Genomic DNA, 16,211 nt, shown 5'->3' with positions numbered 1-16,211 from the left:
ACGTAGCGTCCGACCCGGAATTCTTTCCGGGTCGGACGCTACGTCGCTGGAAGCCTGGGGCCACTACTTATCGCCCTCGACGACTCGCAGTTCGGTCTCGTCTTCTTCAACTTCTTCCTGTGGCAGAACGCCGAGCTTCTGCAAGATCTGGCGCTCGAGTTCGTCGGCCAGATCCGGGTTGTCGCGCAGGAAGCGGCGGGCGTTTTCCTTGCCCTGGCCCAGCTGGTCCCCGTCGTAGGTGAACCAGGCACCGGACTTCTTGACCAGGTTATGCTCGACACCCATATCGATGAGCGAACCTTCGCGGGAGATGCCGTGGCCGTACAGGATGTCGAATTCAGCCTGCTTGAAAGGAGGAGCCATCTTGTTCTTGACGACCTTGCAGCGGGTGCGGTTGCCGACCGCATTGGTGCCCTCTTTCAGGGTCTCAATGCGGCGGATGTCGATGCGGACCGAAGCGTAGAACTTCAGCGCCTTGCCGCCAGTGGTGGTTTCCGGGCTGCCGAAGAAGACGCCAATCTTTTCACGCAGCTGGTTGATGAAGATTGCGGTAGTCTTCGAGGCCGAGAGGCGGCCGGTGATCTTGCGCAGAGCCTGGGACATCAAGCGGGCCTGCAGGCCGACATGGCTGTCACCCATTTCGCCTTCGATTTCGGCACGTGGAACCAGCGCTGCCACGGAGTCGATGACGATGATATCCAGCGCGCCGGAGCCCACGAGCATATCCATGATTTCCAGAGCCTGCTCGCCGGTATCCGGCTGGGAGACCAGCAGTGCGTCGGTGTCGACGCCCAGCTTCTTGGCGTATTCCGGATCAAGCGCGTGCTCAGCATCGATGAAAGCCGCAACGCCGCCGGCCTTCTGCGCGCTGGCGACTGCATGCAGGGCAACCGTGGTTTTACCCGAGGACTCAGGGCCGTAGATTTCAACCACGCGGCCGCGTGGCAGGCCGCCAATGCCAAGGGCGACATCCAAGGCAACCGAACCGGTAGGAATTACTTCAATGGGTGCACGGGTTTCATCGCCCAGGCGCATGACCGAGCCCTTGCCGTAGGCCTTGTCGATTTGGCCCAGGACAGCCTCTAGCGCCTTTTCCCGATCATTTTTTGCTGCCATGGTTCACCTTTGCTCTTGCAAGCCTGCTACGTACTTGCTCATGAATTTTGTCCTGCAATAGACAGTATGCTTGCCCACCGACACTTTGGACTCCGATAGCCCTCAAGTGTGGACAGTCTCAGTGCTTAAGTTCTTGGTGCAGTTTCCTGCGTTGCTTCTAGGATAACCCTATCCGAACAGGTGTTCGAAATTCAACACGGCATGTTCGAAGATCCAGTGCCGGGACTTTCGAACGGAGTCGCTACGATTCCTTCGGCTCGATATCCACGCCAAGCCAGCGTTCGGCCGGAATGTCTTGCGCCTTGCACAGGGCTTCCCAAATCTGCTTGGGCTTGATGCCCTTGTCCAGCGCCTGCGCGGCGGTAAGGCTGCCAAGTTCGGTAAGGGCCATGGAATCGGCCAGCACGTGGGAGTACCGCGCGCCGAACTCGTTTTCCATGTTGCGCCAGAAATCGCTGATTTTCACCTAATTATTCTCCCACGCATAGGCAAGGAGCCCACGCATTTCGCGCAGGCTCCTTGCACGGCTGCCGGCAGTCTCGATTACTGAGTAGCGGTAGCCCTAAAAAATTTGGTTCTAGACCGAGGCCAATGGCTTGTTGCCGCTCTTGGCCGCAAACTCGTTGGCCATATCCGTAGGGACGGTATCCGGGATAGCAATGCCCTCTGCCAGGGCAACGCGCTCGGATACTTCACGGAGCATCAGGGACAATGGGATTTCCAGCGCCACGCAGATCGAGGAGAGCAGCTCCGAAGAGGCTTCCTTCTGGCCACGCTCAACCTCGGACAGGTAGCCAAGGGAAACACGTGCGCTATGCGAAACCTCGCGAAGGGTACGTCCCTGGCGCTGACGGACGTCGCGCAGAACATCGCCGATTTCATGACGGAGTACTACCATTTTGTGCTCCTCCTTCTCGGGCTGGACCATATGGGCTTCTCCCATATCGCGCCAACGGACGACACCATTGACAGTTACGGGTTGCTTGACCATGAATTTAGCCTCTGCTCCTAGGTCCATCTCGAAGATCTAATCAAATACGGGGGCCATCCTTGCGGCCCTGCAATTCGTACAACGACAGGTCATACGATTTTGTTCCCGTACATTCACCCTAATCACTTAAATGCGACCTACGCCACATATGCCGTGATTTTTGCGTAACATCTCGGGAAGAAGAGTATTTCGCGTCTTACTGTGAAGAAGCTTTATCCAAGATGGCAGCGAACTGGTGAAGTGCCGCCAGGGTGCTCTGCTCGCGGATCTGTGCCCGGTCTCCCACGAAGTGGTGGACTTCGGAACCCGAGTCAGCGCCCATGGCCCACCCAATATACACGGTTCCCACCGCCTTGCCATCGTGCGGGTCCGGTCCAGCGACCCCGGTTGCAGAAATCGCCGCGTCTGCACCGCAGGCACGCTGCGCCCCTACGGCCATCTGCCGGGCAACCTCGGGATCCACCGATCCGTTGGAGGCAAGCAGCATCTCGTCGACGCCCAGCAGCGATGACTTCACCGCCGAGGAATAGCTGACAACTCCCCCGCGCAGCACCGCCGAGGCGCCGGGCACCTCGGCCAGGCGCGCGGCAATCATGCCAGCGGTCAGCGATTCGGCCGTAGCCAGCTGCACATCGCCTTCAATGGCCTTGGCGATCACCTCGGGTGCCTGGGGCTTCATGGTGCCGGCCCTACTTCTGCTTCTTGGCCGCGGCTGCCAGCTGGCCGGCCTTGACCAGGTATTCCAGTCCGGTGACCACGGTGACGGCCAGGGTCAGCAGCATCAGGTACCACGCCACGGTGCCCAGCCAGTCAATGGTGTGGGTGTAGGGCAGCAGGTACAGGCCGATCACGATGGCCTGCAACACGGTCTTGATCTTGCCGCCCATATTCGCGGCAATCACGCCGTAGCGGATGACCACCACGCGCAGCAAGGTGATGCCCCATTCGCGCGCCAGGATCACGATCGTGACCCACCAAGGCAGCTCGGCCAGGATCGAGAAGCAAACCAGCGCCGAACCGGTGAGCAGCTTGTCGGCGATCGGGTCCGCGATCTTGCCGAAGTTGGTTACCAGCCCGCGGCTGCGCGCCAGGTCCCCGTCGAGCTTGTCGGTGTACATGGCCACCACGAAAAGTCCCAGCGCGACCCAGCGCCACAGGCCTTGCTCGTGGTTATCGGCCATCAGGGACCAGACGAAGAAAGGCACCATGATGATGCGGATGGTAGTGAGCACGTTGGCGATATTCAGCGTCGGTACCGGTGGCTGGGCACTGCGGCCAGCTTGCTCGCTCATGGGTTTCAGTTTCTTCCTGTCAGGTCCCAGGCGTCTTCGCCAGGTTCGTCGGAGCCATCGAAGTAGTCGACGGCTTGCGGGCGATCATCCAGATCCTTGGCAACCAGGTCCTCGGCATAGTCGGTGACCGGCTCGGCGTGGTTCACGTTGGCTTCGGCCACCAGCGCGGCCTCGGTGGCCGACGGGGTGCTGGTCGCCGGGTCATCGCCGCGCATCGCGGCCAGGACCATGGGCAGGTCATCGGGCTGGATCAGCACATCGCGGGCCTTGGAGCCCTCGGAAGGGCCGACCACGCCCCGCGATTCCATCAGGTCCATCAGGCGTCCGGCCTTGGCGAAACCCACGCGCAGCTTGCGCTGCAGCATCGAGGTGGAGCCGAACTGGCTGGTGACCACGAGCTCGGTAGCCTGCAGCAGCAGATCCAGATCGTCTCCGATGTCCTCATCGATCTGCTTCTTCTTCTCGGCAGCCGGGATCACGTCTTCCCGGTACTCGGGCTTCAGCTGGCTCTTGACGTGCTCGACCACGCGGTGGATTTCGGATTCGGTCACCCAGGCGCCCTGCACGCGCATCGGCTTGGAGGTGCCCATCGGCAGGAACAGGGCGTCGCCCTGGCCCAGCAGCTTCTCGGCCCCGGGCTGGTCCAGGACCACACGGGAGTCGGTGACCGATGAGGTCGCGAAGGCCATGCGCGAGGGCACGTTGGCCTTGATCAAGCCGGTGACCACATCCACCGAGGGGCGCTGGGTGGCCAGCACCAAGTGGATGCCGGCAGCACGCGCCAGCTGGGTGATGCGCACGATCGACTCTTCGACATCGCGCGGGGCGACCATCATCAAGTCGGCGAGCTCATCGACGATCACCAGCAGGTACGGGTAGGGCTTGAGCACGCGCTTGGAACCCTCCGGAGGGTGCACCTTGCCGGCCTTGACCGCCTTGTTGAAGTCGTCGATGTGCTTGAAACCGAAGTTGGCCAGATCGTCGTAGCGGGTGTCCATTTCGCGGACCACCCAGCCCAGTGCCTCGGCGGCCTTCTTCGGGTTGGTGATGATCGGGGTGATCAGGTGCGGCACGCCTTCGTAGGCGGTCAGCTCCACGCGCTTGGGGTCGACCATGACCATGCGCACCTCGTCCGGGGTGGAGCGCATCAGGATCGAGGTGATCATCGAGTTCACGAACGAGGACTTGCCCGCGCCGGTGGCGCCTGCCACCAACAGGTGCGGCATCTTGGCCAGGTTGGCCACGACGAAGCCGCCTTCCACGTCCTTGCCCACGCCCATCACCATCGGGTGCTCGGTCTTGCGGGCATTGGAGCTGCGCAGCACATCGCCCAGCGCCACGACTTCCTTGTCGGTGTTCGGGATCTCGATGCCGATGGCGGACTTGCCCGGAATCGGCGAGAGGATGCGCACATCCGAGGAAGCCACCGCATAGGAGATGTTCTTGGACAGCGCGGTGACCTTCTCCACCTTGGTGCCCGGGGCCAGCTCGATCTCGTAGCGGGTCACCGTGGGCCCGCGGGAGAACCCGGTGACCTTGGCGTCGACCTTGAACTGCTGCAGGGTGTTGGTCAGCGCATCGACCACCACCTGGTTGGCCTCGGAGGCTTCCTTGGCCGGCGGGCCGGCAGGAAGGTAGTGCTCCTCGGGCAGGGTGTAGGTGACATCGCCGGAGAGCTGCAGCTGCTCGCTGCGCGCGGGGATCGGGGCCTGCGGGGATGCGGCGAGCCCGGCGGCGCGCGAGGAGACCTGGTCCATCGCGGAGGTGGTGGCCTCGGGTTCGGCCTTCAGCCCGATATTGGCCATGATCTCGGCCATCTCGGATTCGGCCTTGGTCGGGCGCTTGACCCCTGGCGGAGGACCGGAGGGCTTCGGGATGGCCACCGTGGCGGTGTCTTCCTGGGCCGGGGCGGCGGCGGACTCGAAGTCCGGGCGGGCGATGGCCTGGGTGGCGGCCTCGTCGGCGTCGAAGATCTTGCCGGAGTTGCGGTTGACGGCAGGCATCGCGCCGGTGGACTGCTCGGCAGGATCATCCTGGCCGATGACCGCCTTGTCGTAGGCGACATCGCCGGGGCGTTCAGCGTGCTCGCCGCCGTCCACGTCGTAGACCTCGGTGACCTTGCGGGCGGCCGCGGCCCGGCGTTCGAAGAAGCCGGGCTTCTTCTTCCTGGCAGCGGGGGCCGGAGCCTCGTCCTGCGGGTAGAGGTAGGACTGGTTATGGTCCTCGCCGGCTGGATCAAGTTCCACTGCGGCCGTGGGTCGGGTGGCACGGGGTGCATCCGGGTCCTGGCCCAGCAGGCGGTTGTAGCCCGAACGCACGCGCGAAGGGATCTGCGTAAATGGCGTGGCGGTGACAATCAGGATGGACATGACCACCAGGAAGATGAACACGGCCATGGCGCCCGGGACCGAGATCAGCAGGCCCAGCGGGGTGCCCAGGATGGAACCGGCCATGCCGCCGGCATTCCAGAGTGCCTGGAAATCGTCGGAGACCGCTGGCGAGCCGTTGGCCAGCGAGGCGATGGACGAGCCGGAGAGCGTCATGATCAGCAGGCCGATGCCGATGCGGTTGTTCGCGGTGACCGCCTCCGGGTAGCGGAAGAGCCGGAAGGCGCCGATGAACAAGATCACCGGCAGCAGCACGGCCATGAAGCCCAGGGTGCCGCCGGCGACCGCGTGCACGCCGGTGCCGAACCAGCCCGCATCGCGCAGGCCCCACCATTCGATGATCGCGACGATCATCGAGATCAGCGCGAGGAACAGTCCGGTGCCGTCGCGGCGCAGCTCGTAGTCAGGCTTGACGGTTCCGCCGATGCGGCGGAATGCGCCGCCGAAGATCCGGGCAATGCCCATCCACACGCTGCGTATTGCGCGCAGCGGCAGGGCGAGTTCCGCATCCGGGTTCTCGGGCGTTTTCTTGGAGGACGAGGAGCCAGGCGCCTTGGGTTTGCGCGCCGCGGTCTTCTTCGTCCCCTGAGACTGGGTACGTGGGGCCATACTCCAAGGGTATCGCCCCCGGCTGGATGCGCCCCGAATTTACACGTCTGCACGGGGTGCGCCAGCAGCTAGATAATCGTCACGTGGCGCCCGGGAACTATTGCGAGTACTCGATCACCAGGGTGTAGCGGCCATTGCCTTCCAGGCAGGCGTGGCTGCCGACTTCGTACCCGGACGCCTTGAAGGCATCCACCGTGGCGGTTTCCATCATGGCGCAGGTAGCGGCGCTGGAGACCTCTTGGGTGTAGGTCGTGCCGCTGGCGTGGGCCCCCGGAATTCCGGCCAGCCCCACCGCCCCGGCCAGCAGGCCGGCCACGGCGCATGCGGCGAGATGGCTCTTGAACTTCATTTGCACTCCTGGTCTGCTTTCGTCCCCGGCGCTTGGGCCAAGCGCCCGCTTCCAAAAGTGCCACAGCACGCCCTGCACTGCCAGCGGCGTCCAGCCAAGATCCAGCCAGCGCCTGGCCGCGGAGCCCGGATGGCCTCAGCCGCGGGCCGCGCAGCGGTTGAGCCCAGCCAGGATAGCGAAGCCCGAGGCAAAGCACACTGCCAGGAACCCCAGGGCCGTGCCCAGGAACGGGGCCGGATCGATTTCGCCCAGGCCCAGCGCGGCTATGGCCAACGCCGGAAGCAGTGCCGCGAGGACCGCGCCGATTCCGGCAGCGGCCGATTGCCTGGCTGCCGTGGCCGGCTGGTTCCCCATGGCCTGGATCTCAATGGCCGCATACGCACCGCTGCAGCAGACAAGCCCCATCAGCACTCCGGCAACCGCGCCGTATGCCAGCGGGAGGCCCAGATCGCCCAGGCTGCCGCCATAGCCGTTCTCGCGGATCGGCCAGAACATCCAGAGCACCGCCAGCATCCCCAGGACCATGCCTGCCCCGGCAGCGATCGCGAACATGCTTCGGGTCATCGAGGCCACGGTCCTTGAAGTTTTCCCATTCATGGCTCCACCCTAGGACGAACAGGCGCTATTTGCTACTGCCTTTCGGGTTCTGCTGCCAGCTATCATCCGTTCGCCGCCGGTCCGAAAAACCGCCGCTAGGAGAAGTCCAGGCCGAGCAATGCGTTCTCGGTGACCTCCGGCAAGGCCGGGTGGATCCAGTACTGCTGCGTGGCGACCTCGCGCACATCCAGCCCGAAGGCCATCACCGTAATCATCTGCTGGATCAGCGTTGAAGCCTGCGGTCCCATGTAGTGCGCGCCCAGCAGCTTGCCGGTTTCCCGGTCAGCGATGAGCTTGGCGATACCGGTGCTGTCTTCCATCGCCCAGCCGTAGGCCACATCCCCGTACTTCTGCACCTTGGCGGTAATGTCATGGCCTGCCTCGCGGGCTTCGTCCTCGGTCATGCCGACGTAGGCGATCTGCGGGTGGGTGAAGACCGCCGCCGGCACGTGCTCATGGGGCATCTGCTTCATGTTCTGCGGGTTCAGCAGGTTATGGCGTACCGCGCGCATTTCCGCGTTGGCCACATGCTTGAGCAGGAAGGGCGAGGAAATATCGCCCAGCGCCCAGATGCCCTCGGCAGATGTCGAACGGCCGTACTCATCCACGCTGACCCGGCCGTCCTCGGAGTCGATGCCGGCACGGTCCAGATCCAGCTGGTCGCCATTTGGGATGCGCCCCGTGGCCACAAGCAGCACCTCCGCACTGGCGGTGGAACCGTCATCCAGGGTCAGCTTCACCCCGTCGGGCTCTTGCACGGCGCTGACCATGCTCCTGCCCTGGCGCACGTCATAGCGTTCTGCGGCCATCTGGTTGAATGGCCCGCGCAGATCGGCATCCAGCTGGCGCATGAGCTCGGAACGGGCCAGGATGGTGACCTTGGTGCCCAATGCTTCGAAAACGTGGGCGAACTCCATGGCAATGTAGCCGCCACCGATGATCACGATGGACTTGGGCTGACGGGCCAAGCGCATGATGTCCTCGTTGGTGTGGAAGGCTACGCCCGAATCGATGATTTCCTGCGGAATAAACGGGCGCGACCCGGCGGCCAGGACAATCTGGTCCGCGCTGATGGTCCTGGCTTCTGTTCCCTGCCCGGTACGCAGCGTGCGCTCGCCGACAAAACGCGCGTGCTGGTCGTAGACGTCGATATTCGGTGTCTGCCCGCCACGGCGGTAGTCTTCGCCGCCCTGGGCAATGGGATCGATGCGCTTATCGAAGACCCTGCTCACGATGCCTGGCCAGTCCACGGAATTGACCTGGGCATCGATTCCCAGCCGTGCTGCTTGCCTGGTTTCCAGGGCGACGTCTGCGGCGTAGACATACATCTTGGTGGGGATGCAGCCGACGTTCAGGCAGGTACCGCCGAAAGCGCCCTTCTCGATGATGGCAATGGATTTTCCATCGAATTCTGGACCCGGAATAGAGTTGCCAGAACCTGTGCCGAGGATGATCAGATCGTAGTGCTTGTCTGCCTCGATTGCGGCGGAAGACGTCATGGCAGTGGTACCTTTCACGGTCAATGCTGGGGCACGGCAGGCAGGCGCTTGGCCATTGCTTGCCTACCGGGCAGGCTATCATCCGGGCACTGAACTGCCACTATGTTGCAGTGCTGGCTCATCTGCCAGGCTGAAGACCAGTTGCACGATGCCGTTCACGAGCACCGGCTGCGCATGAATCCCGTAGACCTGCAGCAGAAGTTCAGGTTTCAGCACCTCCTGGGGCGTCCCCGAAGCGATGACCCCGCCGTTGGCCAGCATGACCAGCTTGCTGCAGTAGCGGGCGGCCAGGTTCAAATCGTGCAGCACCACCACCGTGGTGGTTCCCAGTTCCCCGACCATGCGCAGCAGCTCATGCTGGTAGCGGATATCCAGGTGGTTGGTGGGTTCATCCAGTAGCAGGTGCTCGGCCTGCTGGGCCAGTGTCCGGGCAACCAGCACGCGCTGCTTTTCGCCGCCGGACAGGGTCGAGTAGCGGCGGTCGGCCAAGTGCCGGGCGCCGACCCGGGACAATGCCGAGGCAACTGCCTGGTGGTCCTCGCGGGCAAAGGCGGCCAGCGCCTTGCGGTGCGGAGCCCTGCCCAGGAGCACCATTTCGGCGACACTGACCGGCAGCTCGGTGGGCGTTTCCTGGGCCACGACGGCAATCCTGCGAGCAAGGTCGTTGCCGCGCAGCTCGGTGACGGGGCGCTCGTCCACGAGCACCAGTCCTGCCGTGGGCCGCAGCGCCGCATAGAGCGTGCGCAGCAGGGTGGATTTGCCGCTGCCGTTGGGGCCGATCAGCCCCACCACTTCCCCGGGGCCTGCCTGCAGCCCCGCCGATTCAATGACCAGCTTTCCGCCATAGCCCACGGAAATATCTGTAGCAGTAATCATGGTTCTTGCCTTCTTCCAGGTCCTTGGTTCCTATTGGGCCGCATTGAGCTTGCGAACCAGCGCGAACAGCAGCGGGGCGCCGAGCAATGCGGTGACGATTCCCAGCGGCAATTCCTGCGGTGCCATGGCCGTCCGGGCCAGCACATCGGCCCAGACCAGGAAGATCGCGCCGAGCAGGGCGGCTACCGGAATCAGGGTGCGGTGCGTGGAGCCGACGCACAGCCGGGCTACGTGCGGAATCACCAGCCCGACGAATCCGATGCCGCCGGAGGACGCAACCAGCGCGCCCACGCACACCGCGGTCACCACCATGACGGCCGCACGCAGCTTCGCCGGAGATATTCCCAGCGCTTGCGCGGTGCCATCGCCGATGGCCAGCGCGTCCAGCGGCCGCGACCAATAGGCCAGCAGCGTGGCGGTCCCGAGCACCACGATCCAGGTGATCATTGCCGATTGCCCGGTTGCCTGCGCCAATGAACCCAGCGTCCAGAAGAGCACCGAACGGCCCGCATTGGGGTCATCCGAAGCGAAGATCAGCAGCGAGGTGAGCGCGTGGAGCACATAGCCCACGGACACCCCGGCCAGCACCAGCCGGGTGGACGTCATCTCCGAACCGACCCGCGCCAGCAGGTAGACGAAGATCCCGGCGGCCAGCGCGCCGGCAAAGGCGCTCGTCGCCAGCGAGGCCGTGCCGATGCCGGCGGTGGCGCCAAAGAGGATCGAGGCCGCCGAGAGCGTGGATGCCCCGGAGGTCACGCCCAGCAGGTAGGGTTCGGCCAGGATGTTGCGGGTCAGCGCCTGCAGCGCCACCCCGGCCAGGGCCAGCCCGGCCCCGACGGCGGCACCCAGCAGCACCCGCGGTACGCGCAGCAGCAGGACGATGGACTGGTCCGAGGCGCTGAATGCACCAGGTGCGGGCATCCCGGAAAGGTGCGCCTTGAGGATCTGCAGCACGGTGCCCGGCTCGATGGACACCGGGCCGAGCCCTACGGCCACCGGCAAGGTGGCCACGAGTACGGCCAGCAGCCCGGCGATCCACAGCCACGTGTGCCGGGCCCGCCGGTCATAGTCCAGGTCATCGCCGGCGCAGGCCAGCGGTTCCCGGGGTTCTCGCACGATAGGTTCCAACGGGGTCATGGCTGCCTTTCGGGGGTTTCGCCAATGGAATCGGTGCGCAGGCCCAGTGCGGCACCCAGCGCAATCAGGGTCAATGCGCCAAGCACGGCAGCGGCGGCCAGGTATCCGGCGGCGGCCAGCGCCGCTCCGGAGGCTGCTGTGCCCAGGAACAGGCCCAGGGACATGCCGGCCGCGTTCAGGCTCAGCGCGGTGCCGCGCACCTGCGTGCAACGGCTCACCAGCAGGCTCATCACGGCGGCCGAGACCACCGCGTGGCTGGCCGAAAGCACCGCCGTGCCGGCCACCGCCAGCGGCAGCACCGGTGAGAGGTAGACGCCGAACAGCGCCACCAGCGAAATGCCCAGGCTGAAAACCATCACCGCACGGGTGCGCCGCTGCGAATCCCCGGCGTTGAGCATCCGCCCGGCCAGCAGGTGCCCCAGGAAGAAGGCCCCGCCGCTGACCGACCAGATGAACGCGAACCAGCTGGCGGTCAGCGCGAACTTCTCCGCGTACAGCGGGGCCAGGAAGGCCAGGTGCCCCATGAAGGCGCCGGCGCGGCCGAAGGAGACCAGCAGCAGCCCCCGGGCTCCGGGCACGCCGGCCAGGGTGCGGAAGGCAGCCAGGTAGCCCAGCCGGGCTGGAGCCGGAGCCGGGTCTGCCGCGCAGTGCCCGGCGCCGCGGCGGCCGTAGCGCAGCACCGCCGGGATCAGGGCGATGCTGATGGCGGCGATGGCGACCAGGTTTCCCTGCCAGCCCCAGAACATCGCCGGCAGCACCAGCAGCGGCGCGCCGATCGTGGAGGCCAGGGTCTGGGCCGTCATCACCAAGGTGGCTGCCCGGCCCGCGGCCGGGGTGGTGCCGAAGCGGTCCGCGGCCGCGGTTGACAGCGCCGGGTAGAGCAGCGCGTTGGACACCCCGGTGGCCAGGCAGAAAACTGCCAGTGCCGCCAGGCCCGAGAAGGTCCCCGCGATGGCGGCGGCGCCCATCAGCCCCAGCGCCGCGGCGGCCACGGTGCCCGGGGCGATGCGCCCGATCAGCGGGGCCAGCGCAACCCCGGCGAGCACCGCGCCGACGCCGGCCAGCCCGCGCAGGGTGCCGGTTTCGGCATAGCCGGCCCCGGCCCAGTCGGCGATGGGCACCAGGAAGGTGCTCAGCACCGTGAAGGGCAAAAGGCCCAGCGCCGAGGCCAGCAGCGCCGGCCAGATCTCGGCGATGATGCGCCGTTCGCTGGGCAGCTGCTGCGCTGTTTCGACTTCTGGCTGGCTCATGCCGCACTCCCGATTCCGGCGCTGATCATGGCCAGGTCCTCGGCGAAATCCTGCACCGCGAAGGCCGGCGAGCAGCCCTGGCCCTCCCGGGCCGAGGCCGCTTGCACCAGGGCGTCTTCGTAGGCGGCGAGCAGCGTGTCGATCATCGGGCAGGCCACGGCCAGTTCCCGGGCCAGGCCGGCGATGATCCTGGTGCGGTAGTAGTCTTCCTTGGGCATCCGCGGCACATCCCACTGGCCCTGGTCATCGCGGAAGACCGGGCGGAAGGCGATGGCCGAGAAGTCGAAGTAGCGGCCCTGCGCGTCGGGCTGCGAGAAGGGGTCGATGAGCAGCGAGGCGTAGCGCACGTAGAGCAGGTACTCCTGCTCGATGGCCGGCAGCTGCTCGAAGCTGGCCGCTTTCCCCGGGTCGATGCTCTGGGGGTGCACCGGATACCCGTCATCGAGCATGAAGGCCAGCAGGTTGACCGGCTGGCCGCCCAGTGCGGCGGTGATGGCCGACAGTTCCCGCCAGGCCTCGGCCATGGAGTGGATCAGCGCCGGGGTGACCGGGCCTTCGGGATAGAGCTTGTAGACGTACTGGACGGGCGGGGCGGGAGCGAAGACCGCGCGCAGCGCCAGCTCGTTGAAGAACAGGGCCGGATGCACGTACAGCGACATGTTCCGCGCCTCGGCTTCAACCGGCGATCCCGCCAGCTGCACTTCGGTGCCGGCTGCGGCATGCACCGCACGCAGCCGCTGCAGCGCGGGCGTGGCCACGCCGGTGGAGCCGGCGTAGATGCGGGCCTTGGCGCCGGCGGTCAGCACCAGCGCTCCGCCGGTCCCCTCCACCTGCCGGGTGTCCCCCAGATAGCTGGAGAAGCTGATGATTTCCGGGTCGGCGCCGCTGCGGCGGGCGAATTCGCGCACCAGTGCCGCCGAGCCCAGCGTGGGCGAGAGCAGCACGATCCGCGCCAGCGATGCGAGCACCCCCGGCGGCAGTTCGCGCAGCACCGGCAGGTAGGCGTCGGCGGTGGCCGCCAGTACCAGGGTGTCCCAGCCGCCGCGCACCTGCTGGTAGCCGCGGTAGCGGTGCTCGATGCGCACCTGCCCGGCCAGTGCGGCATGGGAGGGGTTTTGCACCTGGACGCGGGCGGTGCCGGCGTTGGCCTCCAGCGCGTCGAAGAAGGCGGCGCAGCGCTGCGAGGCGCGCCCGGCAATGCCCAGTTCCCCGGGCAGCGCCCCGAGCAGCACGGCGCTTTGCACCGCAACCGGTCCGGTTCCGGCAATGAGGATATTTCCCAGTTCATCCATGGGCTAATTGCTTTCCGTTCTCGTGCGCGCCTTGGTGTACAGCGCGATGTCGAAGACCTGCCCGGGCTGGCGGATCGTTCCGTCCAGCTGCCACCGCCGGGGGTCCACTGGTTGCATCGGGTAGTTGAACAGTGACTTCAGCCCGTCGCCGAAGCGCATTGCGACCACCACGTCCTGCCGGGTGCGCGCGTGCAACTGGTGCAGCAGCTCGTATTTCACGGCTACCGTGGAGCTGAAGACGATGTGCGTGGCCTGCGGCAGGAAGTCCAGCTGGTGGATTTGATCGCCCTGCAGGCCGATGTCCAGGCCCTGCCCCAGCTGCGCCACGACCCGGCGGCCCAGCTCCAGCGCTTCGGGATCGATGTCGATCCCCACGGCGCTGGCCCCGGTGCGCGAGGCCAGGTTCAGCAGGGTCATCGGGAAGGAACCCGAGCCGACCAGCAGCACCTTGGAGCTGGAGTCGGGGGCGACGGCGCCGAATTCCCCGGCGATGCACGATTCGATGTTGGCGAAGTAGCCCTCGGCTCCGCTGCGGCCTTCGAGCAGGCGCAGCGCCCGGTACTTCTCGATGACTGCGACGCAGCGCGCCGATTCGGTGCGCAGCGCCGCCACCAGCGCCGTGCCCTGGTCGGTGGCGGCCATCTGGGCATAGCCCGGTTCATTGGCCGGGTCGGTGACCAACTGCGCATAGCCGGCCAGCAGCTCTTCGAGCGCCGCCGCGTGCCGCGTCGATCCGTCATAGTCTCGGGCGGCTTCGGCGAACCGTCCGAGGTAGCCGTGCAGCACGCCGGCCAGGCCGGCGGCGGCGGCCTGGGTGGCCAGTGGTGTTTCAGTCATGGATATATGCAGTCCCTTCGGCCACGATGCTTACTTCGGTGCTGATCTGCAGCGCGGTGGCCTTGGCGCGGCTGCCATCGGCGTGCACCTGCACGGTGCCTCCGGGCTGTTTCACGCTGGCATTGACCGGAGCCCCGGTTTTCGCTGCCAGGTAGGCGCCCAGCGCGGCGCTTCCCGAGCCGCAGCTGCCCTCCCAGATGAGGCTGCCCAGCGCCGGGACGCTGACCAGCGGGGCCAGCTGCCCGCGGTCCGGATCGTAGAGCATGATGCCCACGACGGACACCGCTTCGCTGGCGCCCAGGTCCAGGGCCAGCTGCTGCGCACGCCCGCGCAGCTGGGGATCCGAGCCGTCGCATTCGGCGACCAGGTGCACCGCATCGGCGTAGCGCACCAGCCCGGCGCCGGCGACGCCCGGGAACGGGTACGGGTCGATGCGCAGCGGCCAGGGCATTTTCAGCTGGCAGCGGTAGACGGCACCGTCCGGCTCGACCCGGCAGCCCAGCAGCTGCGCGGCGCCGGAAGCTTCGATCAGCAGCTCAAGCGGGCCGCTGCGGGCGCGGCGCGCGGCCTGCAGCGCGGCCAGCGACAACGCGGCATTGGCGCAGAATTCGCCACCGGCCATGTGCAGCCGGGCCTGGGCCCGGGGCGAGCTGGGAGGCAGGATGAACCCGACTTGCTCGGCGTGCACATGTTCGGCGCGCAGCAGCCGGTCAGCGATGCTGCGGTAGTGCGCCGCCGGGTGCCGGCTGGTCACCAGCACGGTGGTATTCGATGCCGGACTGAGCTTGACGAATTCCACGGGGGTGGCGCCCCGGACCAGGCCACGGCTGGGGCCGCGTCCGTGCCCCGGGCGGGCCGCGCGGCGCGAAGAGGCCGCTTGCCGGCGCAGCGCCGCTTTCTGGCTCATCAACGGGCCAGCCGGTCGGCGATCAGCTCGACCCCGTCCACTGCCAGCGGACCGGGCGAGGAATAGTAGTAGTTCAGCGGCACGATGGCGCTGTCCTGCTCGATGGCGGGCAATCCGGCCAATTCGGGGCGGTCGCGCAGCGCCTCGATGACCTGCTGGTCGGTTTCCAAGTTCGAGGAGCCGGTCGGCAGGTACATGGCGAAGACCTTGTCGGCGCCGCTGTTCACGAGTTCTTCGGTGGAGGGCTCGAAGTAGCGCTTGGGCACGTCGTTGAAGACGTTCTGAAGGCCAAGCAGTTCCATCTGCTCGGCAACCAGCGATTCATGGCCGTAGGATCCCAAGGTGCCTGCGGTGGGCACGTACAGCGGCATCCCGCGCTGCTGGCTTTCCTGCTTGACGCTGCGCGCGGCTTGCTCGACGCGTGCTCGCATCTGCTGCACGGAGTCCTCGGCCGCCTGCTCGGTGCCGAAGAGCTGGCCGTAGGACTGGACGTCCTTGTAGATCTGGTCGAAGCCGCTGAGCCCGCCGGTGGATCGATCCTCGAATCCGGCGCAATATCCGCTGACGGTCAGCATCTTCACTCCGGCGCTTTCCAGGCGTTCAGCCAACGAGTCGAGATCGATTCCAGCAGCGATATCGGTGCCGATCACCACGTCTGCTCCCGAGTCCAGGATCATTTCGTAGGAGACATCATGCGAGTCCTCGGTAATCCGCTCCGCGTTGCGCACTGCCGCCATGGTTTCTTCGTCGAAAGGCACCTGCCAGCTGCCTGCGTAGTGCGTGAGCTTGTCTCCCGCTCCAGCGGCGGCCAGCAGGGCCGGGGCTTCCGACCCGACTGCAAGAACGCTGTCCGGCGCCTTGTCGAAGACGACCTGCCTTCCGCAACTGTCCAGGGAAATGCTCTTGGCGCCGGTGCCCTGCGGTGCACCGCTGGCAGATCCGGCTGGCGCGCCGCATCCGGTGGCCAGGGCCAGGATGGCAACCGGCACGGCCAACTTCCAGGGATTGAGTTTTTTCATCTATCAGTGCTCCATTCATGGCGGGCAGGCCTCGGCCGCCGAGATCCGGCGAG

At 66.1% G+C, this 16,211-nt stretch carries 16 protein-coding genes; all 16 read right to left on the bottom strand.

All coding sequences use genetic code 11. From position 1 onward, the window contains the following. Nucleotides 1-63: 63 nt before the first annotated feature. Entirely contained in the window at nucleotides 64-1,116 is a 1,053-nt protein-coding gene (gene recA / locus ACIOTN_RS14955) for a recombinase RecA (protein ID WP_105658167.1), read from the bottom strand. Nucleotides 1,117-1,357: 241 nt separating this feature from the next. Then, complete coding sequence (locus ACIOTN_RS14950; RefSeq protein ID WP_105658168.1) at nucleotides 1,358-1,582, bottom strand: DUF3046 domain-containing protein; 225 nt, start codon at nucleotides 1,580-1,582, stop codon at nucleotides 1,358-1,360. Between the two features lie 111 nt (nucleotides 1,583-1,693). Further along, nucleotides 1,694-2,107 carry a helix-turn-helix domain-containing protein gene (locus ACIOTN_RS14945; protein WP_105658240.1) on the bottom strand — a complete coding sequence of 138 codons (414 nt, stop codon included), beginning with the start codon at nucleotides 2,105-2,107 and terminating at the stop codon, nucleotides 1,694-1,696. Nucleotides 2,108-2,303: 196 nt separating this feature from the next. Further along, nucleotides 2,304-2,786 (bottom strand): CinA family protein, encoded by a 483-nt coding sequence (locus tag ACIOTN_RS14940; protein WP_105661877.1) that lies wholly within the window; start codon nucleotides 2,784-2,786, stop codon nucleotides 2,304-2,306. A 10-nt stretch (nucleotides 2,787-2,796) separates the two neighbouring features. Beyond that, complete coding sequence (pgsA, locus tag ACIOTN_RS14935) at nucleotides 2,797-3,399, bottom strand: CDP-diacylglycerol--glycerol-3-phosphate 3-phosphatidyltransferase (protein WP_402735590.1); 603 nt, start codon at nucleotides 3,397-3,399, stop codon at nucleotides 2,797-2,799. 5 nt (nucleotides 3,400-3,404) lie between these two features. Beyond that, nucleotides 3,405-6,395 (bottom strand): DNA translocase FtsK 4TM domain-containing protein, encoded by a 2,991-nt coding sequence (locus ACIOTN_RS14930; RefSeq protein WP_402735589.1) that lies wholly within the window; start codon nucleotides 6,393-6,395, stop codon nucleotides 3,405-3,407. A gap of 97 nt (nucleotides 6,396-6,492) precedes the next feature. After that, complete coding sequence (locus ACIOTN_RS14925) at nucleotides 6,493-6,744, bottom strand: hypothetical protein (RefSeq protein ID WP_105658172.1); 252 nt, start codon at nucleotides 6,742-6,744, stop codon at nucleotides 6,493-6,495. A gap of 135 nt (nucleotides 6,745-6,879) precedes the next feature. Continuing rightward, nucleotides 6,880-7,341, bottom strand: coding sequence for a hypothetical protein (locus ACIOTN_RS14920; protein WP_402735588.1), 462 nt, complete (start codon nucleotides 7,339-7,341; stop codon nucleotides 6,880-6,882). 95 nt (nucleotides 7,342-7,436) lie between these two features. Then, nucleotides 7,437-8,840 carry a mycothione reductase gene (gene mtr, locus ACIOTN_RS14915; protein WP_402735587.1) on the bottom strand — a complete coding sequence of 468 codons (1,404 nt, stop codon included), beginning with the start codon at nucleotides 8,838-8,840 and terminating at the stop codon, nucleotides 7,437-7,439. Nucleotides 8,841-8,918: 78 nt separating this feature from the next. Continuing rightward, a complete protein-coding gene (locus tag ACIOTN_RS14910) occupies nucleotides 8,919-9,716 on the bottom strand; it encodes an ABC transporter ATP-binding protein (protein WP_402735586.1) in 798 nt (265 codons plus the stop codon). A 30-nt stretch (nucleotides 9,717-9,746) separates the two neighbouring features. After that, a complete protein-coding gene (locus ACIOTN_RS14905; RefSeq protein WP_402735585.1) occupies nucleotides 9,747-10,853 on the bottom strand; it encodes a FecCD family ABC transporter permease in 1,107 nt (368 codons plus the stop codon). After that, nucleotides 10,850-12,103: an MFS transporter gene (locus ACIOTN_RS14900; protein WP_402735584.1), complete on the bottom strand. Its 1,254-nt coding sequence runs from the start codon at nucleotides 12,101-12,103 to the stop codon at nucleotides 10,850-10,852. The genes ACIOTN_RS14905 and ACIOTN_RS14900 overlap by 4 nt, the downstream gene beginning before the upstream one ends. After that, nucleotides 12,100-13,395, bottom strand: coding sequence for an opine metallophore biosynthesis dehydrogenase (locus tag ACIOTN_RS14895; RefSeq protein ID WP_402735583.1), 1,296 nt, complete (start codon nucleotides 13,393-13,395; stop codon nucleotides 12,100-12,102). The genes ACIOTN_RS14900 and ACIOTN_RS14895 overlap by 4 nt, the downstream gene beginning before the upstream one ends. Nucleotides 13,396-13,398: 3 nt before the next feature. Next, nucleotides 13,399-14,232 carry a class I SAM-dependent methyltransferase gene (locus ACIOTN_RS14890; protein WP_105658179.1) on the bottom strand — a complete coding sequence of 278 codons (834 nt, stop codon included), beginning with the start codon at nucleotides 14,230-14,232 and terminating at the stop codon, nucleotides 13,399-13,401. Beyond that, nucleotides 14,225-15,139, bottom strand: a complete 915-nt coding sequence (locus ACIOTN_RS14885; protein WP_402735582.1) for a hypothetical protein — start codon at nucleotides 15,137-15,139, stop codon at nucleotides 14,225-14,227. Before ACIOTN_RS14885 ends, ACIOTN_RS14890 begins: the two co-directional genes overlap by 8 nt. Then, nucleotides 15,139-16,158, bottom strand: coding sequence for an ABC transporter substrate-binding protein (locus tag ACIOTN_RS14880; protein WP_332594695.1), 1,020 nt, complete (start codon nucleotides 16,156-16,158; stop codon nucleotides 15,139-15,141). The genes ACIOTN_RS14885 and ACIOTN_RS14880 overlap by 1 nt, the downstream gene beginning before the upstream one ends. Nucleotides 16,159-16,211 lie beyond the last annotated feature (53 nt).

It is taken from the genome of Glutamicibacter sp. NPDC087661 (genome assembly GCF_044743275.1).
Lineage (GTDB): Bacteria > Actinomycetota > Actinomycetes > Actinomycetales > Micrococcaceae > Glutamicibacter.
This window is presented reverse-complemented; position numbering and strand designations above follow the sequence as displayed.

What these genes read in the sequence shown, in the direction of transcription:
- ACIOTN_RS14890 (WP_105658179.1), bottom strand. Translation starts at nt 14,232, where the DNA reads ATGACTGAAACACCACTGGCCACCCAGGCCGCCGCCGCCGGCCTGGCC.
- ACIOTN_RS14880 (WP_332594695.1), bottom strand. Translation starts at nt 16,158, where the DNA reads ATGAAAAAACTCAATCCCTGGAAGTTGGCCGTGCCGGTTGCCATCCTG.
- ACIOTN_RS14910 (WP_402735586.1), bottom strand. Translation starts at nt 9,716, where the DNA reads ATGATTACTGCTACAGATATTTCCGTGGGCTATGGCGGAAAGCTGGTC.
- ACIOTN_RS14885 (WP_402735582.1), bottom strand. Translation starts at nt 15,139, where the DNA reads ATGAGCCAGAAAGCGGCGCTGCGCCGGCAAGCGGCCTCTTCGCGCCGC.
- ACIOTN_RS14925 (WP_105658172.1), bottom strand. Translation starts at nt 6,744, where the DNA reads ATGAAGTTCAAGAGCCATCTCGCCGCATGCGCCGTGGCCGGCCTGCTG.
- recA (WP_105658167.1), bottom strand. Translation starts at nt 1,116, where the DNA reads ATGGCAGCAAAAAATGATCGGGAAAAGGCGCTAGAGGCTGTCCTGGGC.
- ACIOTN_RS14900 (WP_402735584.1), bottom strand. Translation starts at nt 12,103, where the DNA reads ATGAGCCAGCCAGAAGTCGAAACAGCGCAGCAGCTGCCCAGCGAACGG.
- pgsA (WP_402735590.1), bottom strand. Translation starts at nt 3,399, where the DNA reads ATGAGCGAGCAAGCTGGCCGCAGTGCCCAGCCACCGGTACCGACGCTG.
- ACIOTN_RS14895 (WP_402735583.1), bottom strand. Translation starts at nt 13,395, where the DNA reads ATGGATGAACTGGGAAATATCCTCATTGCCGGAACCGGACCGGTTGCG.
- ACIOTN_RS14945 (WP_105658240.1), bottom strand. Translation starts at nt 2,107, where the DNA reads ATGGTCAAGCAACCCGTAACTGTCAATGGTGTCGTCCGTTGGCGCGAT.
- ACIOTN_RS14920 (WP_402735588.1), bottom strand. Translation starts at nt 7,341, where the DNA reads ATGAATGGGAAAACTTCAAGGACCGTGGCCTCGATGACCCGAAGCATG.
- mtr (WP_402735587.1), bottom strand. Translation starts at nt 8,840, where the DNA reads ATGACGTCTTCCGCCGCAATCGAGGCAGACAAGCACTACGATCTGATC.
- ACIOTN_RS14905 (WP_402735585.1), bottom strand. Translation starts at nt 10,853, where the DNA reads ATGACCCCGTTGGAACCTATCGTGCGAGAACCCCGGGAACCGCTGGCC.
- ACIOTN_RS14930 (WP_402735589.1), bottom strand. Translation starts at nt 6,395, where the DNA reads ATGGCCCCACGTACCCAGTCTCAGGGGACGAAGAAGACCGCGGCGCGC.
- ACIOTN_RS14940 (WP_105661877.1), bottom strand. Translation starts at nt 2,786, where the DNA reads ATGAAGCCCCAGGCACCCGAGGTGATCGCCAAGGCCATTGAAGGCGAT.